The sequence below is a fragment of the Cupriavidus sp. GW821-FHT07C08 genome (assembly GCF_059419025.1).
This window is the reverse complement of the sequence record NZ_JBWKQZ010000030.1, coordinates 51,130-70,969: the sequence shown is the minus strand read 5'-3', so window position 1 is coordinate 70,969 and position 19,840 is coordinate 51,130. Positions and strand designations below refer to the sequence as shown.

Annotated in this window: 14 protein-coding genes and 2 pseudogenes; 6 read left to right on the top strand and 10 right to left on the bottom strand. The window is 61.9% G+C overall.

All coding sequences use genetic code 11. The features are described from left to right. Positions 1 to 295: 295 nt before the first annotated feature. From AC07UK_RS29860 to AC07UK_RS29835, 6 genes are all read right to left on the bottom strand, one after another. On the bottom strand, positions 296 to 796 hold the full coding sequence (locus AC07UK_RS29860; RefSeq protein ID WP_115737136.1) for a hypothetical protein: 501 nt from the start codon (positions 794 to 796) through the stop codon (positions 296 to 298). After that, positions 789 to 3,107 (bottom strand): hypothetical protein, encoded by a 2,319-nt coding sequence (locus AC07UK_RS29855; protein ID WP_115737135.1) that lies wholly within the window; start codon positions 3,105 to 3,107, stop codon positions 789 to 791. Before AC07UK_RS29855 ends, AC07UK_RS29860 begins: the two co-directional genes overlap by 8 nt. Then, positions 3,104 to 4,567 carry a tyrosine-type recombinase/integrase gene (locus tag AC07UK_RS29850; protein WP_240992900.1) on the bottom strand — a complete coding sequence of 488 codons (1,464 nt, stop codon included), beginning with the start codon at positions 4,565 to 4,567 and terminating at the stop codon, positions 3,104 to 3,106. The genes AC07UK_RS29855 and AC07UK_RS29850 overlap by 4 nt, the downstream gene beginning before the upstream one ends. Positions 4,568 to 4,616: 49 nt before the next feature. Further along, on the bottom strand, positions 4,617 to 5,852 hold the full coding sequence (locus AC07UK_RS29845) for a site-specific integrase (protein ID WP_115737134.1): 1,236 nt from the start codon (positions 5,850 to 5,852) through the stop codon (positions 4,617 to 4,619). Positions 5,853 to 6,859: 1,007 nt separating this feature from the next. Then, positions 6,860 to 7,285, bottom strand: coding sequence for a type II toxin-antitoxin system VapC family toxin (locus AC07UK_RS29840; protein ID WP_011154102.1), 426 nt, complete (start codon positions 7,283 to 7,285; stop codon positions 6,860 to 6,862). After that, complete coding sequence (locus AC07UK_RS29835; protein ID WP_082236122.1) at positions 7,279 to 7,551, bottom strand: type II toxin-antitoxin system Phd/YefM family antitoxin; 273 nt, start codon at positions 7,549 to 7,551, stop codon at positions 7,279 to 7,281. The genes AC07UK_RS29840 and AC07UK_RS29835 overlap by 7 nt, the downstream gene beginning before the upstream one ends. A 422-nt stretch (positions 7,552 to 7,973) precedes the next feature. Between AC07UK_RS29835 and AC07UK_RS29830 the strand changes: the two are divergent. After that, positions 7,974 to 11,293: pseudogene (locus AC07UK_RS29830) on the top strand (DEAD/DEAH box helicase). Positions 11,294 to 11,363: 70 nt separating this feature from the next. Here the strand turns inward: AC07UK_RS29830 and AC07UK_RS29825 are convergent. After that, positions 11,364 to 12,487: pseudogene (locus AC07UK_RS29825) on the bottom strand (ATP-binding protein). 295 nt (positions 12,488 to 12,782) lie between these two features. Here AC07UK_RS29825 and AC07UK_RS29820 point away from each other — a divergent pair. The 3 genes from AC07UK_RS29820 (at position 12,783) to AC07UK_RS29810 (ending at position 14,541) form a co-directional block, all read left to right on the top strand. Continuing rightward, on the top strand, positions 12,783 to 13,079 hold the full coding sequence (locus AC07UK_RS29820) for a type II toxin-antitoxin system RelB/DinJ family antitoxin (protein ID WP_011154099.1): 297 nt from the start codon (positions 12,783 to 12,785) through the stop codon (positions 13,077 to 13,079). A gap of 266 nt (positions 13,080 to 13,345) precedes the next feature. Further along, complete coding sequence (locus tag AC07UK_RS29815; protein WP_011154098.1) at positions 13,346 to 13,849, top strand: helix-turn-helix transcriptional regulator; 504 nt, start codon at positions 13,346 to 13,348, stop codon at positions 13,847 to 13,849. Continuing rightward, positions 13,846 to 14,541 carry a nucleotidyl transferase AbiEii/AbiGii toxin family protein gene (locus AC07UK_RS29810; protein ID WP_494687049.1) on the top strand — a complete coding sequence of 232 codons (696 nt, stop codon included), beginning with the start codon at positions 13,846 to 13,848 and terminating at the stop codon, positions 14,539 to 14,541. Before AC07UK_RS29815 ends, AC07UK_RS29810 begins: the two co-directional genes overlap by 4 nt. 654 nt (positions 14,542 to 15,195) lie before the next feature. On the opposite strand, the gene AC07UK_RS29805 is transcribed toward AC07UK_RS29810, so the two are convergent. Next, positions 15,196 to 15,906: a metallophosphoesterase family protein gene (locus AC07UK_RS29805; protein ID WP_494687048.1), complete on the bottom strand. Its 711-nt coding sequence runs from the start codon at positions 15,904 to 15,906 to the stop codon at positions 15,196 to 15,198. A 422-nt stretch (positions 15,907 to 16,328) separates the two neighbouring features. On the opposite strand from AC07UK_RS29805, the gene AC07UK_RS29800 reads away from it, so the two are divergent. Together AC07UK_RS29800 and AC07UK_RS29795 are read left to right on the top strand one after the other, a co-directional pair. After that, positions 16,329 to 16,706 (top strand): hypothetical protein, encoded by a 378-nt coding sequence (locus AC07UK_RS29800; protein ID WP_041688692.1) that lies wholly within the window; start codon positions 16,329 to 16,331, stop codon positions 16,704 to 16,706. A gap of 202 nt (positions 16,707 to 16,908) precedes the next feature. Next, positions 16,909 to 17,787, top strand: coding sequence for a hypothetical protein (locus tag AC07UK_RS29795; protein ID WP_494687047.1), 879 nt, complete (start codon positions 16,909 to 16,911; stop codon positions 17,785 to 17,787). An 805-nt stretch (positions 17,788 to 18,592) separates the two neighbouring features. Here the strand turns inward: AC07UK_RS29795 and AC07UK_RS29790 are convergent. Both AC07UK_RS29790 and AC07UK_RS29785 read right to left on the bottom strand, forming a co-directional pair. Next, positions 18,593 to 18,910: a hypothetical protein gene (locus AC07UK_RS29790; protein WP_494687046.1), complete on the bottom strand. Its 318-nt coding sequence runs from the start codon at positions 18,908 to 18,910 to the stop codon at positions 18,593 to 18,595. Positions 18,911 to 18,984: 74 nt separating this feature from the next. Further along, on the bottom strand, positions 18,985 to 19,296 hold the full coding sequence (locus AC07UK_RS29785) for an H-NS histone family protein (protein ID WP_011154095.1): 312 nt from the start codon (positions 19,294 to 19,296) through the stop codon (positions 18,985 to 18,987). Positions 19,297 to 19,840 lie beyond the last annotated feature (544 nt).

Below are 19,840 nucleotides of genomic sequence, written 5' to 3'. Positions count from 1 at the left end.
GCGCTCCGGTTCCGCTCAGGCGCTACCAGTATAGGTCTTGCTAGAGGACATTCTGATCTGGCTGGAAGCGGACATTCTTGTTTAGCCCCTACAACACACCATGCCGCACAGTTGGTATGTCGGGGTTTTTGTTGCGAGGGGCCTTTTCACCGCCCCATATTGATATATAGCGGGATTTCAGCGTAGTTATCCACAGCCAGGTAGTCCGCGCTGTTGCGCAACGATCTGAGGTCACTTTGTTGCGCAAGATGGCTGCCAGCAACGCAACAGCGTATTTGGCACGAAGTCGACGCGCCTAGGCTTTGGGAGGCTCGCCTTCTTCGGGCCGGGAGCCTGAGGGAAGTGCAGTGATCGTCGCGACCGGCAGGGCGCCCAGCGCTTCGAGTTGCACCCGGGCCTCGGCATAGTGCTCATAGAAGGCGGCCCATTTGCTGAAGCCGCCCAGTTCGCCCACGACCCGGATCATGGCCAGGTGGGAACTCGTCAGCAGCCTCACTTGCCGCTCGAGCTCGGCAATGCGGAGCTCCTTTTCGGCCAGCGTTGCCGCTGTCACCGCGCTCGCCTGTCGCGGCAGGCGCCGCTGCCAGCGGCGGAACTCCGCCTGGCGCTGCTGGTACTGCGCCAGCAACTGGCTGCGCGCGGGGCTGCGCGTGATGGACGAAGCCGCCTTGAGGCTGGGATGGCGACGCGCGACGGCGCGCGCCGTGATGGTCTCGTCGTGGGCCAGCAGATCCTCCAGAATGCGAACGAGGTCTGGATCGTCTGGCGCCGCCGCTGTCGTCTTGGTCTCAGTCATCGAGCACTCCGCGTGGCGGTATCACCGACAGATCCGGGCCATCAGGGAAGGGCAGCTCGCCGTTAGCGCTGGCCAGCAGCTTGCGCACCCCTTCGAGCCGAACCCGCGCATGTGCGATCTGGTTATCGCGCCCCAGCGTTGTAGCCGGTCGTGCCTCGGCATGTGCGAGAGCGGCCTCCAGCTTGCCTTCCAGCTTGACGAGATGCGCCCGGTTCTCGGGCAGGTTGGTCGCCGACAGGTGCCGGCAGCCGGTAAAGCATTCCAGGTGCTTGGGGCAGGGATCGACCGTGAAGCTGTTCAGGCAGTGCCCGTACGGGGTCACATGGAAGCCATCGGCTTCCGCCTTCAGATAGGCGAAGGCCGCCTCGTCGCCTTCGTCAGCCTGGATGCGCAGGAACGCGGCAACGACGGGACCGCTGGCTTTGCCAGCCTGGATCATTTTGGCCACCGTGGCCGCTTTCTCGCCCAGGGAGGATTCCACTTCAGCCGGCAACTCGATCTGGTCGAGTTGCTCGGCCAGACTGCGATGGTCGTACACGTAGCTTTGCGTCACGCTACGCCGGTTAAAGCGCTTGGAGATGATCGTGTCCGCGACACCGAGCCGGAACAGCTCGGTGTTCTGTAAATGGCGCAGCATGTGCGACTCAAGGTGCAGTCTCTGGTCCTCCGCGCTTTGCCCATAGCGCTGGAACAGCGACTCTCCCGAAGGCCGCTCTCCGATCGCATTCGCCACGAAGCCGGTATCTGGCCGGTTCACCGCCATCACTCGTGTCACATCGCAGATGCCGTCATCACGTTCCTCCGCCAGCGAGCGCTTGGGTGCCAGGAACAGCAACTCCCAACTCTGGAGTTGGCCAGACATCAGTGGCAACGGTGCCGTGTCCGACAGCTTGGTCGGCACCGCGGCCCGCAGGTAGGCTTCGAGTTCGCCCACATGCAGGCATGTCTGCGACCATTGCAACCGGACGTCAGGCGGGATCACACTGCCATCGTCCCGGCGGAAGGATAGGGGGTGCTCGCCAGCCCGCATGGCCTTTTCAAGACGGTTCAGATACACGTAGGCAGCCGAGTCCAGGCGAGGCTGCCGTGCATGGCTGGTGCGTTGCAGGTCATGCATCTCCTGCAGCAAGGTGACGTCGAACTGCGCGCGATAGCGATCCAACAGGTCGGCCCGCTGCGCGCCATCCATAGCAGCCCAGAACGGATTGCCGGTCAGGTGAGGGTACAGATGGGCGGCGGGCACGACCTCATGCTCGGCGTACCACGGCAGCAGACGACCGGTTTCGGCTTGCCGTCGCAAGGTCCGGCGTAGCGGCTCGGTCAGCGCCACACTGCGCGCTAGGGTCTCCGTCAGCAAGTCGCGGAACATCTCCGGTACATACTGCACCTTTTCGAACAGCACACGACTGTCCGACGTCGGGGTCTGCTGCTTTTCCGCGAAGTGGCGCAGCAGCAGCGCCTCCGCGTAGCCGCCCTGCGTGCCCGCGGACTGGCCATGCCGGTCGTAGTAGGCGCGGGTGCGCTGCCAGTCCGCCGGCAGTAGCACGACCTCGCCAATGCGCAACCCGGTCACGATCATCGCGCGCAGGCACAGGAAGCGCAGCGTATCGACGAAGCTACGAGGCGGCTCGGTCATGACGATGCGCACCAACTCCCAGAAGGCGCGCCGCTCCGGCAGACGTTCAGCGCGCTTGCGTTGCTCGAGGGTGTCCCGTAGTTCGTCCTCGGATTGCAGGAAGGCGGCCCGACGGACCCGGCGACTCGTCGTTCGGCGCTGGATCGCGGCCTGGTAGAGCGGGCCGGCGTTTGCCAGCCGCTGCACGTCGAACAGATTCCTGAGGACGCCCTCCACGAGCTGCCCTAGCTTGCCGCAGGCCTGGAGGCGGCTCGCCAGTTGGACAGCATGGTGCCCATCCTGTGTCGTCAGTTGCCAAGGCTCCTGGTCGGGTAGGCACGTCGCCAGTACCCGCAAGGGACGCACGATGTTAGACACGATGTGCCCGGTGGTATTGCGCTTGACCAGCAACTGCTCCAGCACGGCGGCCTTGATCAGATCCTGCCATGCCGCCGACAGCGCTGCTGGGGCAAGCTCTTTCGACTGCTCGGCCAAGGCCTTCAACATCTTGGCATCGCGGCCGAGATGGTTCAGGTAGTGCACGGGAGGCGGCACATCGCCTGCGAGCGCGGAGAGGTTCCAGCCATGCCCCTTGTGCACGCGTCCGTCCGGCTCCAATGGTAGCGACCAGGCCAGGCCCCGTTGCTTTGCTAAGGTTTGCCCCAAGGCTATGTAAGCGCGGTAGCCAGCGTTCATTTCGCCTCGCCCTCCAGTTCGTCCAGCACCGCTTGCACGCCGGCAATGGCCCGCTGCAACTGCAAGTGGGCGGGGGACGCCGCGTCGTCGCGAGACGCATCGTGGAAGAAGCGCACCACGCTGCGCAGGCCTGCCAGCACTTCGCGATGCAGCGCTATATCGCGGACCGGCATGAACCGGTGGCAACCATAGCAAGAGGTCACCGGATTGAACGGGCAGGCCGGCTGGCCGCTGGTGCAGCCGCCGATGCCGGCGATCGGGATGCCGTGCGGCACGCCGGCGATCTGCTGCTCGCCCTTGAGCGAACCCAATTCTTCCGCACTGATGAAGCGCGCGTGCGCGATGCGGGCCACCTGCTGGTAGATCGGAGACAGTCCCATGGCGCGATTGACGCGCTCCGCCTGGTTGGGCGAGCTGTCGAAGTACACGAGGCCGGTGGTCACGTCGGCGTGACCCAGGAAGGCGGCCAGCTCTTCCTGGTTGGCGCCGGCATCGACCAGGCGCTGGGCAGCGGTGTGTCGCAGATCTGTCGCCGTGACGCGCACGCCCAGCAGCCGCTCGGTTAGCGCGGCTATGCGCACGGAGACTTCCGCGGCGGAGGCCACGCTGCAGAAGCGATCACCACCGGCATGCCCGCGCGCGCGTTGACGCTGCTCCAATTGGCCAGGTAGCACCGCCCACTCCCGTTTGACCCGGCGGGGCAGGGGCTTGATGGTGGCGCCACGCCGCTGCTTCACCATGCGGAAGGTCAGATGCACCGCTGGCCGCTCGTCAGTGCCGTCCGACCACACGCGCACGTCGCGCATGGTCAGTAGCGCAATCTGGATTGGGCGCATGCCGAACTGATAGGCACACAACAACATCACCGCGTCACACAACGTCACCTCATCCAGGCATGCGCCATCGCGCGCGCCTTGGGCCGTGTCATCCAGATAGTGCACGATCGCCGCTTCCTCCTCGATCGACAGGAAGACGTCCCCGGTGCGTACGCCAGCGTATTTGTCCCGGGCCGGCCACGGCAGGGCAACGCCGAGGAACTCGCGGTACTGGGGCGACCAGCCACACAGCCGATAGTGGCAGAGCAATCGCAGCAGCGCCTTGGCGAACCCGTAAGCGTCCGCTCTTTTCCCCAATGCTCGTAACGCTGCCCAACTGGCCACACAATTTTCGGGACCGGCCATCAGCAGGGCAATGACTTCCGCATAGCTGAAGTGCTTCGCCGCTTGCAGGTATCCCGTCGCCGTCGATACGTGCAGGTTTTCCCCGAGCAGATAGAGGAACAGATGCTTTAGCAGTGTCGCGTAGCCGCTGTCATAGCTAGAGAAGTCGAGATACTGGGTGCCGCCATTGATATGGACGGCGAAGACGCTTGCGCTCGCCGGTTCGTGGATCACGCGCGTGGCGTCGTCGAAGTCGTCGTAGTAGCGCAGCAGGGACGGCAGCGCCGGCAGTTGCCGCACGATCTGGTCCAGCCAGGCCTGCGCTTCGCTCGCGGTCCATCGGTTGACATCAACGTGCGCTGGCATCTCGGTCTCCCGGTGGCAGGGCACGCAGCACCGCGACCCGGTCGTCAAAGACGTTGTTCCAGACCGCCGACAGGCGGTCTTCGAACACGGCCCGCGCATAGTAGGCCGGCATGTCCGACGTGCGGGACCAACCAAAGAAGCTGCGCAGCTTTTGCAGAGCCTCGTCCATCGAGTCGCCCTGGGTGAGCAACTGATTGAGCCGCACGACGGCGCTGGTATGCCGGAAGTCGTGTGGCGTCACACTGGTCTTGCCGGTCCGGTCTTCCAGTTCGGCCAGCACGTGCGCCGGCAAGGCCGCCGACGCCCGTGCAAAGAGCTTGGTGAGCGACTCGGTGGACAGCGGCGTGTTGGTCTGCGCGTTGAGCAGGTAGGGGTGATTGGGCCGCCCGCGGTAATTGTCGACATAGCATTGCACCAGGTTCGCCGTCAGCTCGCTGACGGGAATCTGTCGAATCGAGTTGGGCGTCTTGATGCCGGGGCGCGAGTGACGGGAATCCGCTGCGCCGTGCCGATGTTCGCCCACGTTGAGCCAGTAACGCGTCCGTTGCTGCCTGGCGTCAAAGCCGGACTTGATGGCATCCGCGGTCAGCAGCAACAACTCGCCGCGGCGCAGGCCTTGATGCAGCATCAGCACGAAGGCGATAAAAACCCGCCAGCGGGTTCGCATTCCCTTGAACGGGTTCGTCGGGGAACTGGGGTCCAGACCTTCATACAGCGCTTGCACGACCGACGCAGGCAGCGAGCGCAGGACATTGACGCGATGGTGGCGTTGGATCTGGAGCTGGCCGTAGAGCAGATGGAGGCGTTGCCAGCGCGCATTGAGCTGCACCAGCCGGTCGTCACTTGCCATCCCTTGACCCAGCCAGGTCGACACCATCACGACGAATTCCAGCCCGGCGCGCCAGCGCTCTTGATCCGAGGCTGTCGGCCGGGCCTGATTGCGCAGCGAGACGAACCAGCCTTCCAGGATGGTGCCAAGCCGGGCGTCATCCAGGTCCGCCAGCGCATCGTCCAGCGCACCAGCGCCCAACATGTCGTCGGCATAGGCATACAGGCGTTCGACATGATGCAACTTGCGCAGCCGCGTCAGCTCGGCGTGATCGGCCAGCGCCACCAGCGCCCACACGTTTGCCCAGAAGCGTGGCAGGCCATGCCGGTCCACCAGCGTCACGCCGTGCAGACGCTGCGGCACCTCCGGCTGATTGAGCTGAATGACCATGGCCGCCGAGGTCCAAGCCCCAGGAATCTATACCATAGACCATCCTGGCTGTTGCGCCAGAAGCGGGACTTCAAGGCTTCAGAGCGCAACAGAGGTAAACCTACCGTTCCGTCGACAATAAACATTATGTTAAATATAAGCCACTTTTAGACATTGTACGCAGAATTGTCTACGCCCTGCGTAGACAATTGGAGAGAATCCACCGTGCGCCCTAAATTGCGTTCATGTTGCGGAACTGTGCGGGCCACATCCGCGACTGGCCCATCGCAAAGCGCAAGGCGGCGCTCCACAAGCTGCTGCACCGCGTTCGGTTTTTGCAGAATTTGTTCCTGGCCCCATGGGCTAGAACAAGGAGGCCGCGGCGAGGCGGGCGGGCGCGTGGCAGCAGCCCCTCCAGCTTCGCCCGTGATCGCGCGGAGGCGCACGCGGCGCGCCTGACGGCGACAGTCCTCGGCGTTCAAAGCCGCAGCGAGCCGAGCCGCGGACCGACCAGATCAGCCACTATTGCAGGGGTCAAGATGACGTGGCGAGTTACGCGCGCGGAGCCAGCGCTTAGGTTGCGATTAAAGCGGATATCCACGTTGTTGGCCCCAGCACTTCCTCCAACCGATTGTTTCCCAGCGCAGGAGACTACGCAACGCCGACACGCCAGGATCCAAGATCTGTCTCATCGTCTCCGCAAAAGGATTCGCGAAACGCCGCAAGAGAAATAATTGCCGAGAACGAAACTCTTCAACCAGCCGCGTCTTCCCGGGCATAGCGGGCTTTGCATACATGGCCCACACGTGGATGCCCGGTCGCAGCGGCGACATGTCATCTAACGTCCATCGCCGGTTGCGGTTCTCCATCTTTCAACGTCAGCACCATCCTTCCGTTTTTCCGTGCTGTTCCAGTTCATTACGCCAGGTCGACACCAATCAGCTTGCGCAGATCGGCCTGGCTGCTGAATGCCTTTTTCCTGGCCGGCGTCGATGGCTGCCTTGATGATCGCCTCGTCCTCGCGGCAATCAGGGGACGAACCAGTTCGCCAGCCGCAAACCAGTCAATTCCGAAAAATCCTTCGTATTGCGTGTCACCAAGGTTAGCCCATGCGCTATCGCAACCGATGCAATCTGCCCATCCACGAATGGCAATGTGAATCCAGCCCGCTCGCGTGACTGGCGCAGCTCCGCGTGGATCCGCGCTGCGGCAGCGTCGTAAGGCAAGACTGGCAAAGTGCCCACGACATCTTGCACAAAACGGCCAACTGCGTCCTTCCGTTGGCCATCCGGCATGCGCAACCAGCCATAACGGAGTTCGTGCCAGACCGGGGCCGGAATTGCTAGCTCCCCCTCGTAGCGGGCCAAATTGTCCGTTACCGCGACCTCAGGTCTCGGCCGCATGGCCTCTGAAACAATGTTGGTGTCGAGCAACCAACTCACGGCGCTCACCATGAGAATTCTCTTCCCCCATCGGGTTGGCGTACTTGCGCAAAGGGATCGCTCTCATTCTCTTCTGTCAAATGCTGTTGGCGCCACTCTGCCAGACGCGCAGAAAAGCCAGAGGAAGACCCAACCAGCTGTCGATATTGAGACCACGACATCAAGACGCCGGCAGCCTGCCCGCGCCGGGAGATCAGTAGGGGCTCTTGTGCCACTTCTACACCTCGCAGCGCATCAGCGAGGTGCGCTCTTGCCTCAGAAAACGGGATAGTTTGCATGGAAAGGTGCTCCCTTGCTTGATATGTACGTTTCAATTGTACATCAATGGGACTCCAGCGTCAGTTCGACACCTTGCCACAGGGAATACTGATCGTCCCGGAAGGTCCCGGAATTGTTCGACCGGGCGGCCGACCCCGTTGCGCCATTCTGGTCGAGGTACCCACTAGACATTAGAGTTGGGCATCGACCTGCTGACGAAGGCACACGCCGGCCCTCCCCGCAGAATGAAGCGGCGTCGACACCCGCCGGAAATCTCCGCCCGCGTCGATCACGACGACTCGAATTCCCCGCCGAGGACGATCGCCGGCCCAGCCTACCGAGACGAGCCAGCTCGCCTTCGATTTGGGATCTGCTGCCTTACCGGTCGCGAGTCCAGCCGCGTAAAATGCTCCCGACGTTGTCCACCGGCCTCCTTCAGTCAATGTCTGTCCCCTACCAATCCAGGCAAATCGCGCAATGGCTGGATCCGTTCACGGTGTCCAAGGCGCGTCCCTATGCGAGTGCCGTCTCGGAGTTGCGCTGGATCGACGAGGACACCCTGGCGGGCCTGGTGCAAGGCACCCGCACGCGTCCGTATGACGTGCGTGTGTATTTCCACGACATCGACGACGACATGTGGGTGGAAGGCGAATGCACGTGTCCAGTTGGGGTCGACTGCAAGCATGTGGCAGCGCTGCTGATCGCCGGCCTGGCGCACCAGCCGAAGCCACCGTCCACCGGCGTGCGCGCGGAACTGGTGAGCTGGCTTGAAGGCTTTCGTGCCAGGCGCACGGCCGCCAATCCCGCGGCCAAGAAAAAGCCGTCCAAGCCCACGCATGCCCTAGCCTACGTGATCGGCCAATCGTACCGCGGCGGCGAGGTAACGATTTACAAGGCACGCGTTGGCGCCGACGGCACGATTCGCTCGCTTGACGATCCGTGGCAAAACATCGAGAAGGCGCTGGTCGAACCCCCCAAATTTGTTACCGAAGCGGATCTGCCGATCCTGCGCGGGCTATGGCTGGGCCGCTCACATGCCTCCTATATGGGTGGTTTTGGCCTGCGGGGCGCAACCGGTGCCGTCATCTTGGAGCAACTGATGGCAACCGGACGGGCTTTTGTTTCCTTTCGCCCGCGGGCTCACACTATCCCGGCACGCACTGTGCGCTGCAAGTCGGAGCCGCGCGCGGCGCGCAACTGACTTGGCAGGCGCAGCCTGACACGCGCGTGCGGCCGCTTCTGCAAGCCGAACCACCCGCTTCCCTGTTGCTGACGAGCACCCAGCCGTGCTGGTACGTCGACGCGGATGCTGGTGAAGCCGGCATCCTGGCGATGCCTTGGCCCTCCGAACAGCTCGCCGATTTCCTGTCCATGCCGGCCATTACGCTGGACGAGGCCGCACTGGTTGGGAATGTGCTGCGTGACGTGGCGCCCGAACTCCCGATGCCGCCTGCGCATGAAACGGCGTCGGTGCGAAGCATCCACTGCGCGCCGGTGCCCGTCCTGGCCCTGGACACGTTGTCGACATGGGCCTCGGCGCAGGATTTTGCGACGGTCAGCTTTGATTACGCAGGACACAGCCTCCCGGCGCACAGCAGCACCACTCTCCTTCAAACCACCGGTGGCGAGGTCGTCCAGATCAAACGGGACGCCGATCTCGAGCGCAAGCGTCTGACAGAACTGCAACAGGCCGGGTTCCGGAAGATTCGGGCCGACCATGTCTTTGGGCCAGCCCCGTTTCCGGCCGACATGCTCGGCCCCGAGGACCATGCCAGCTGGCCAAGCCTCGTGAAGGTGCTGCTTCCGATCCTTCGCGCAAGTGGCTGGCGCGTCGTCATGACGGACGCGTTTCGGCACAACGTGATTGAGATCGAGGCCATTGACGGCCGCCTGCGTCAGACCGGTGATGGCTGGTTCGACGTCGAGATGGGCATCACTGTCAACGGCCGTACGGTGCGTCTGGAGCCGCTGCTGGCTGACCTCTTTCGCCGGGATTCGCGCTGGTTGTCAGGCAGGCTGGATGGCATCCCCGACGACGAAGCGATTGATCTGAAGACCGAGCGCAACGAGCGGCTGCGCCTGGGTGCCGACCGGCTGAAACCCGTCGTGCGCGTGCTGATCGACCTGTTCGACGCGCTCAACACCGGCATGCGCATTTCCGAGTGGGATGCAGCCCGGCTCCATGCCCTGGATCAGACCGGGCGCTGGCAGTTTGACGGCGCGGCATCGATCCGGCAGCTCGCGCAGCGGCTGATGGCGGGTCCCGGGATGGCAGACGTGCCCGTGCCGCGCGGCCTGACGGCCGAACTGCGTGCTTACCAGCGCCAGGGGCTCGCCTGGATGCAGTTCCTGCGCGAGCACGGGTTGTCTGGGGTACTGGCCGACGACATGGGACTGGGCAAGACGATCCAGGCCCTTGCGCACGTCCTCACGGAAAAGGAACGGGGCCGGCTGGACCGGCCTGCGCTGATCGTCGTGCCGACGACCCTCGTGCACAACTGGCGCGAGGAAGCCCAGCGCTTCACGCCGACGCTGCGCGTGCTGGATCTGCACGGCCCCCAGCGTCACGATCGCTTTGACCAGATCGGCGAGCACGACCTGATCCTGACCACATACGCCTTGCTGTGGCGTGACGAGGCAATCCTTGCCGGCCACGACTATCACCTGCTGCTTCTGGATGAGGCCCAATACGTCAAGAATGCCGCCACCAAGTCCGCCGCAACCATCCGAACACTGCGTGCGCGACACCGCCTCTGCCTGACAGGCACGCCGCTCGAAAACCATCTCGGTGAATTGTGGGCGCAGTTTGACTTCCTGCTGCCCGGCTTTCTCGGTACCCGCCAGGACTTCACGCGACGCTGGCGCACTCCCATCGAAAAGGGCGGCGATGCCGTTCGACGCGACCTGCTCGCGCGGCGCATCCGGCCATTCATGCTGCGCCGGCGCAAGGATGAGGTGGCCACCGAGCTGCCCCCGAAGACGACGATCGTGCGCACGGTGGAACTCGAAGGCGCACAACGCGATCTGTACGAAACAGTGCGCGCTGCCATGCAGGAAAAGGTGCGGGCGGCCGTCGCTGCCAAGGGCCTCGCGCGCAGCCACATCATCGTGCTGGAGGCGTTGCTCAAACTGCGCCAGGTCTGCTGCGATCCGCGGCTCGTCAAGATCAAAGAGGCGGCCCGGATCAAGGAGTCGGCAAAGCTTGACCTGTTGCTGCACATGCTGCCCGAACTTATCGAGGAAGGCCGTCGGATCCTGCTGTTCTCGCAGTTCACTAGCATGCTGGATCTCATTGCGGCAGCCCTGCGAAACGCCGGCATTCCCTACGTCATGCTGACCGGGGATACCACGGACCGCATCACCCCGGTCGAACGCTTCCAGCAAGGCGAGGTACCGCTTTTCCTGATCAGCTTGAAGGCCGGTGGCGTTGGCCTGAACCTGACAGCGGCCGACACTGTCATTCACTACGATCCCTGGTGGAATCCTGCTGTGGAAAATCAGGCTACTGACCGCGCACACCGCCTTGGCCAGGATAAGCCCGTGTTCGTCTACAAGCTGATCACCGGTGGCAGTGTCGAGGAGAAAATCGTCGCGATGCAAGCGCAGAAAGCCGCGCTGGCCGAGGCGATCCTGTCGGAGGATGCCGCCGGCGCCGTCAAATTCTCCGCCGAAGACATCGAGGCCCTTTTTGAGCCGATCCCGGCGGCACCGGCCGTCGCCGCGACGACAAAATCCCGGTCCCGCATTCGGACAGGAACCTGACGATGCCGTGTGCTCGGGCAAATCGCGACGGCACTGCACGACGCCCGGGCAGGCAAAGCGACCGCACCACTCAAGTCGTTTGGGATGCTCGACGCGGCAGACGCACCTCAAACGCCGTCTCTGCCTGGTCGGAGCGGGCGTCGATTGACCCGTGATGGGCCCTGGCAATTTCGCTCGCGATATACAGCCCGAGCCCGTGCGCGTGCTTGTCTTCCGGATCCGGACCTCTGCTTAGCGGGTCAAACATTCGCGCCAGCGTCAGTTGGTCAATAGCGGGGCCGCTGTTCCTCACCGCGAGATGAACTTCGGTGTCGTCACCAGTGAGTACAACACGGACCGGGGCGTCTGGTGCGCCATACCTGATCGCGTTGAGCACCAGATTGGAAACCACTTGCTGCAGCCGCAAACCATCCCAAACGCCCAGCGCGTTACCGTTCATCTCAAGGTCGATGCGGCGGTCCGGATGCGCTGCCCGCAACTGATCCACGGTATCGCCAACGACGTGAGCTAGGCCGACCTCAATGGGAGCGATGTTGATACCCAAGCTGAGTTTCGTTCGGTTGAAATCGCACAGATCATCCAGCAGGGAATTCATGCTGGCCCCGCTGCGAATGAGCCGTGCTGCCGCCTCCGACACCTTCTCCCCGGCGTTCAGCGCCGCCAGATAGGAGGCGGTCATCTGGATGGTCTGCAGAGGACTGCGCAGATCGTGCCCAAGCATTCCCAACAACAGATTGTGAGACTGCTCGACTTCCGCGTTGAAAAAATCCACCGATTCCGCGACGGCCTGATCGATCGCCTCGTTGAATCGCATCACGTCATCCAGATCCCCGGCGACCAACTCAAACTCGTCCATCCACAAACGCAGCACGCTCGCGCGTAGCGCCCGGTACTCGGCGACCAACTGGTTGATGTTGAAGCCACCGCGCGCCCGGATGACGGCGTGAATTTGGGCTGCAGTGTCCGGCGCACCGGGCACCTTCGGGGCTCGTCCCAAGGATTTTTCGCGCTGCGCCTCGCTCGTTTGCGGGGGTCCTAAGATCTTTGGCAATGGCTTGGAAGATCTGCGGTGCGTGGGTCGCGCAGGGCGAGAGAATCCAGATTCCGTGCGGCAGGCAGCTGGGTGGCCACAAACGCCTCCCATTCCCCCAAAATGTGCTTCATATCGCGCAAGATAAAGTCAGCTAGCCGCATGTCTGCCCCTTGAGCTTTGGGAGCCCCAACGCACTTCTGAAGAATAGGATGTTATGTCAGCGATGATGGGTAAAGTATTGCATAAGGCGCTTTGAGCGCTCGGAAGTCTCGTGCTGTCGATTGTTACGTGACAACTGACGGCTGACTTCTTCGAGGCGGTTGCCGCATGCGTTCCGTACAGATGACCGCAACGACTCACTGAACGTAGCGTGGCGCTTGCGGACAAGGTCCTGCGCTTACCTTGGTTATATCGCAATTGAGATACATAATGTCGGTCAATGCATAGGAGATTTTCATGGCGCATACTTCAATGCTGCACATCCGGGTGGACGACGACCTGAAAGCCCGCGCCACGCAAAACCTCGCCAGGGTCGGCCTAACCGTTTCCGACGCAGTGCGCATTCTGTTGACACGGATCGCCAAGGAAGGCGGGCTGCCGCCCGGTCTGACGACGAGTCCCGAGACCTATGATGCTTGGTTCCGCGCAAAGGTCCAGCAAGCGCTGACCGACCCGGCCCCGCCGCCCCCACATGACCAGATCATGGACGACGCTCAGGCGCTGATCGACCGGAAACGCCGTGCGCGCGGTTGAATGGATGTTGCGCCGCGCAAATATGTGACTGCCGAACTCAGGGGATAAGCACGAGGCCATCGCCAAGCTTGGTCGCCAGCGTCGTCCAGCCCCGCCCGCGTGCGACCGGCGGACCGCCCGGATCGTGCTGGGCTCACGCGGCGCGATCTGACGTATCGCACGCCGAGTCTTGCCTTCGGGATCCCAAGAACTCGTCCCCCGCATAGGCGGAAAGCCAACCATCCATCTTGTCGTCTATACTTGACACATGTTTGGAGATTATCGCCATGAATCCCGCTCTCTTGGGCAACGCGATCCAGCGCAAGCGGGTTGCCTTGGGGCTGACCCAACAGCAGCTGGCCGACATGGCAGGGCTGTCGCGCCAGTCGCTGAACGGCATTGAACACGGCAGCGTCAACGCTACGCTCCAGTCGCTCGGGCGACTGATGGATGTGCTCGGCTTAGCACTTGATATAAACGATCCCGATGAGCGCCGCCTGGCTAGCGGGTCGCCAATGCGGGCGCTGTGGATGGCCGCGAAGGGCGCCAACGTGAGCTACACCGGCGAGCTCACGCCAGACGAGCTCGAGCGCGCCCTCGCCACCGGCGAGGTGCCGTCGGAGTATCGTCCACAGGTGGCCCATGTCTTGGACGAGGCGCCTCTGCAACTCGTCACCAAGGTGGTCGCGGAGGTAGCGGCGAAGCAACATCGGAATCCAGCCGACATCTGGAAGAACCTCAGGCGGCTTGCGCAGACCTTGATGGTCACGCGCGGAGGCCTGTGGGCATGAAAGTTGAACTAAAGGGCGACATCTGGGAAAGCCTGTTCCCTCATGCCTTTACGCTGATGGAGGAGGTCAGAAAGCACGGGGGCATTGAGCCGTTCTGGACCTTCGGCGGCGGGACGGTCCTGATGCTTCGGTACCGCCATCGTTTTTCCCGCGATATCGACCTCTTTGTCCCGGATCCGCAATGCCTGGGATTCGTGTCGCCGCGTTTGAGCGAGGCCGCGGAAAGCATCACGAGCGACTACGTTGAGCAAGGGGATTTCGTGAAGCTGGTGCTCGACGCTGGGGAAATCGACGTCGTGGCCTCGCCCAACCTGACCGACAAGCCATTCGAAATCTGGGAGATCATGGGGCAATCCGTCAAGGTGGAGACCGCGGCCGAGATCGTTGCCAAAAAGCTTTACCATCGTGGCGACCGTGCCACTGCGCGGGATCTCTTTGACCTGGCCGTCGTGGTCGAGCATGAACCGACGGCACTCACACACGCTGCGCCGTTTCTGCTTCGACACGCCTCCGCCTTCCGGGGCCAGGTCGAGGCCGGCCCGCCGATCATGCGTGAGCAGTTCGACAGGATCCAGCGGATTAATTTCAACAGATGCTTTGACGAGTGTGTCGCACTGGTGGGAGATTTTCTTCATTCCCTGCAGGAAACCGACGACACTGCGCAGAAGTCGCGGGAAAGGCAGCGTCCATAGGATTCAACGCCGGCACCCTCCCTCGCTTTTTACGTCCGCGCGCGTGTGAGTTCTCCGGCGAGCAGTGCATCCGACTCAATGCGTCACGCCGAGCGCTCCAACAGCATCGAGGCGGCCCTGCAAGGTCGGAGGCTCCACCCATCGTTCCATTGTCTGCCCGCTACATGACAATTTTTTCGCTGGCAAAAGAACTGCCGGGAAAAAAGCCTCCTAATCCTGTGTTGCGCGATGTTTATATCGCCGTATCCTGCTCCGGTAGGTCCTGCTACCACCCGCGCCCGTCCCCTGATGAGCGCGGGTTCTTTTTTCGCGAACCGGTGAACTGCGCGGCGCCAGGCTGGATTGCCGTCCACGGCAACCTGGTGGGTACTGAATGTGGGTGGCGCCGCAAGGTGTTTCCCGATTTCTTCTTGGACGTTTCTGCGGCTCTCCTCCATCGGATCGAGGGCTGTTTTTTTGGTCGCACTCACCATCTGGCAACCGGCGCGTCCAACTTGCCGACGGCCGCCGCCGCTGCGCGATCGATCACCGGATCTGCCGGTGTCATGTTGACCTGCGGGCGGTCTGACCATCGTGCACAATTCGCAAACGCGCCAGTCGTTTGCCCGGCCCGCTGGCGCCCCACAGCGTTGCCCGTGAACCTCAACCGTTGGTCTAGCCTCCTTCGACTTGATCCGGACAAGTCAGGACGCTGGGCAAGAACTCGCCCTCGATCGTGGCCACCGCGCACGCACCGAGACCGAAGATGCGGCACGGTCCTGCGGTCGGATAAGCCGTGGATTCGTGGTGATGGCCGTGGAAAGCTCGTTTCACTCGCATTGCTTCGATGAGCATGTCAATCGCCTCGAACCCGTGTGGGTGACAAGCCGGAGCCTCATGGCTGACCAGGACATCCGCATGCTGACTCAATAACGCGTTGTAGGTCTGCGGGAAGATCGTGCTGCGATGGCGCGGCGGCAGACCACCCCGCCAGTAATTCCCCTTCCCACATTTGGCCAGATAGTCAGACTCGCTCTCCATGCGCGCTGGTTCGGGCGGCATCCAGACTTGGCCGCGAAAAATCCCCCCTAGCCCGGCAATCCGAAGGCCTGCGATGGTGACCACCCTCCCATCCAGGTTCCGGTCGGCCAGGGCCGAGCCGAAAAGATTGTCGTAGTCGGCATCGCTGTCGGTGTCGTGATTGCCAGGAATCCACCACACCTGCGTCAGAGGAAGGATGCTGGCGAGCTCTTCATCCAGTGGGCGCCTGGCCTGGATGTCGCCTGCGAGCACCACTGCTTCGGGGCGGTGACGGTGGACGCTTTCAATCAGCGGGCCGAACTCGCCATGGGGGTCGCCGCAAATGAATACGTGGCCTTCAGACATCGGTCTTTGGGATAGGTGACGTGGTTTGATGGAATCGACGGCGGTGAATCTGAACGGCCGGCAGGTGTAGGCCCGCCATGCGTCTCGGCCACGGTCTGGGTAAAAGCGCCCTGCATGACCTCGTGCAACTGTGCATGACCTATCGAGCGCGCTCCGTTTGCAAAGTGGCAGTCCGCTGTCACCCGATTATCTCTGAATGATCACCAATCTACCTGATCACAAATCTGTCGAAGGCGTAATCGCGACTTGCGCCCGCAAGGTTACTGCCTCGACCGGTACAGGTGCTTAAGTCAAAGTGGTACGCGAGACGACAAGACCTGACGAAATAGACCGTTCCCCGCTTACAATGTTGCTATGCAATATGAATCTGGGCCGTCGAAGCGCGCGAATCGCCACAGGTCCTACGAGCAGGGGAGGCGGCAATGGCGACAGATCTGGCTGCGACCAAAGGCGAAGCACTAAAGCTCCTGGAAACAGTGGGCGTCACGGTCGTGGAATTGGACTACGAATCAGGATGGCAGGATGCGATTGAGCTGGGCAGGCTGGGCGAAAAGCTTGGCATACGTGTCCAGTATCGCGGCCATGAGAGCATTGCCGTCAGCTCGCCCGCCGCACTCGTTGCGGGACTGAGTCGTCCAAAGTTGACGTTCCGTCAGCGCAATCTTTACTGCCAATTTGAGCTCAGCATGCTACCAGCGGCTGACTTGGAGCGCCTGGAGGGAAAAGCGGAGAAGCTCGGAGACTACATCCTCGCTGGACATCTATCGAGAGATGTCGATGCTGTATGGGCGGAGTCCTGAAGTCCAAGGCAGAATCAGCGCCACGCGTCGCGCCTTGATTTGCCTGGCCGCCCTCGGGTAGCGCTTGTCTCGTCGAGATCTGGTTGGCCGGTTGCGGATTGCCCGTAGTCGCGGCAGCAGCTACCATCCCTGAAGACTTGTTGTGCCCGGCGATGTCGGGCCGGTCCTGCAGGGGCGCAATCTGACTACCAACGGGAACGCCGTGACGAATCAGCTCGATCTTTTTGAAGATGGCCGCGATGTCATGCTTCGCAACGACGTGCTCACAGCGCTTGAGCAACGCAATGCCGCCGCCGGGCGTGAAGCACTGCAGCGCCTGGTCGCGGAATATCCGGACGACACGCTTGTGCCGACCCTGGAGACACTTGTCTGTGTGCTGGAGGCTCCCGTCCACGAACACTTCGCGACTCAGACGGCACTGCGCGACACCTGCGAAGGGTGGTGTTTGCCGTGCATGCCGGCAGCGCGCCGAGCATTCGGCGACGCAGCGGGCATGGCTTGGTGCCTACCGCTGTGGCGTGCTGTTGCCCGAGCCGCCTCTCAATTGCCGTTTCACCGGGAGATGCCCGAATGGCATGCGGCACCCCTATGGATGCGCGCTGCGGAGTGGACTGCAGCATCTGACAGCATCAAGCGAATTGGGTCATGGCGACGAATTCCAACTCCCCTCGCCTGGATGGCCGAGACGGTCTACCGGCTACAGGGGCTTGACCCGGCATGGCCGCTCTTGGCCGAGCTTGCTTGGCTATCCCCGAAGAAGCTCGGCGCGCTCATACAAACGCTCGGTGATTCGTCATTGCTGGCGCTGCGCCGGCGGTTCGATGCGAAATTCGATGGTGACGGTACGCTAGATGATCTCGCGTGGCTCCCAGCCTGGTCCTTGACCGAAAAACCCGGACTTGCTGTCCTCTTACGCGCGTCCGAGCCCTCGACGGGCACATTACCCGAAAAGGGATTGCGGATCATGCTGGAGTTGTTGAACCTTGAGCGCCAGGGCCGCCAGCATGATTTGCTGGAACGGCGAAAGGACTTACGCGGCCTGCACGCGGGTCTCTTCGAGGCCTACATCCGTACGCGGTAACGTTTCGGGTTTTTTCGCGTTTGCACGCACTCACAGGGTACAAAAAAATGCTCTCTACCTCTCGGACGAGAGCGCGCGCCGCGTCGACATCCATGTCCTGGGAACGGCAGTAATCGGCAAGTTCAAGCTCCCGCGCAGCCACCACGTGTTGTCACATGACCACGCTGAAGTTGCTCCCGACACCAGTAACGTACAGAGCAGCGCCGGCGGCGCCTGCCGGTGCGAGCCGCGTAGTAGGGGCTATGTGATCGTGACGGGCAAGCCCTTCCCAATTTTGACTCGGCGGCTTGGTTGGTGTGCCAAGACACAGTTGGTTCTTGTGGCAGCGCCTCGTCATGCTTCGCCGTAACAAAACCAAACTGCCGTACGCTGAAACAGGTACGCTCGGTCGCTGGCGAGTGTCGTTGGCGCAACGATAGTGGTGTGGAATTGGGCGCCCCGTGAGTCGAGCACCGACCAATGGATTATGAGGCTCTCGCGCTGCATTTGCTTTCCCCTTGGCGGGGGCGACGGCCAAGGTGCAATGAATTGGGCCGCAATGGGCGACCTGCATCTACGATCCCAGCAATCGATCGGTCGAAGCCCAGCCTCGTAGGCTCTTCTGCTGTAGTCACAAGGTCTTTGGGGGCCAAAATTCCGTCTTGCGGCCCAATCTGTTACACCCTCAGGCCCTTCACTTCGACCCGAGAGCGTCCTCGCTGGTCGACATGGCGCCAATTCTACGAAACTGAAGCGGCACGGCGGCCGCGTGGATCGGAACGTACCGCCCTGCTTCTCGTGGGCGGCCTGGTCTTGGCCAGCAAACCTATGAACCAGGCTTCGATACCAAGCGCTCATCCTTGCAAAGGATGTCGATCTCTTCGTCAATAATGGCTATCAGCTCGGCTATGGACCCGGAAAACCGTTGACGTATTTTCTGACGCGTTCTGCGCTCGCTGGCCGCACGCACCAACTCATAGCTGTCGCCAGACTGGTGCGAAAGGCGGATCACTCTGAGTTCCTTGCTGGGCGGAAGCCGGAGCCAGTAGGAATAGCCGTTCCGTATCCCCCGCTCGGTACGTTCACGAGGAACCAAGTTTGGCCGGGCGAGCATGATATCGGCATGAATCACTTCAAATGACATGGCGATTGCTCTCAAAAAGAAAACCCCTGCATGCAGGGGTTGGACACTATTCTGGCGGGACGTGCTGCGCCTATTTACGCCTCTTCTGCAATCAGGAACTTGTTAGGGTTCTTGCCAAGCCAGGACGGCGCACGACCGCGGCCAGACCAGGTCTTGCCCGTCTTCGGATCCTGGTATTTCGGGGGCAATCCCGCTTTCGCCTTACCAGCGCCGCTGCCGGCAGGACGACCACGACGGCGTTTGGTAACGTCTTCGACAGTCAGCCCGTATTCCGCCATCAGGTTCTGAATCTGCTCGATGACAGAGGCGACTTCATTCGCACGTGCCTCTTCCAAGTGCGCCTCCAGAGCTGCCTTCTGCGCCATCAGTTCTTTGTAAGTTGCCATCTTCTGGTTTCCTTTCCGATCGAGAGATCCAGATAGGTAGTTTAGAGCCAATTTGATCTTCAGGGCATAAAAACTTTAACCTTCTGGGTAATGAGCAGTCCAATGATTCGCTTGGCGGCTCCGAATCATGACCAAAAAAGCTGAGCGAGAAAGTATGACAGCGACTGAGTACCACCGCCGCGCCACAGTGAGGCTCCATGCGGTAAGGGCAGCGAGAACTGCATTAAAGGGAGCGCCGTAAAACAATGCGCGTGATTCGGGTGCAAAGTCCCCTCGGTTTGAACTGATAAGAACCAGCCTCAGGCTTGTGGCCCTGACCGTGACACTCACGGCAATCGGCCGGTCCAAAAAATTTCGACCGAGTACTCGAGGCTGCATTTGTCTAACAATCCTTGGTTAGAACGTTCGCAGAAACGGGTACGCCGCAGCCTTGACGTGGGGAAAACTTCCGAGCTCGGCAGTTTTCGCATAGTGTCCCGGCACGCGCCACGATGGCGGGACTGAAGCTTTTGTAATGCCGTTGTGCGACGTTGAGCAGTGAACT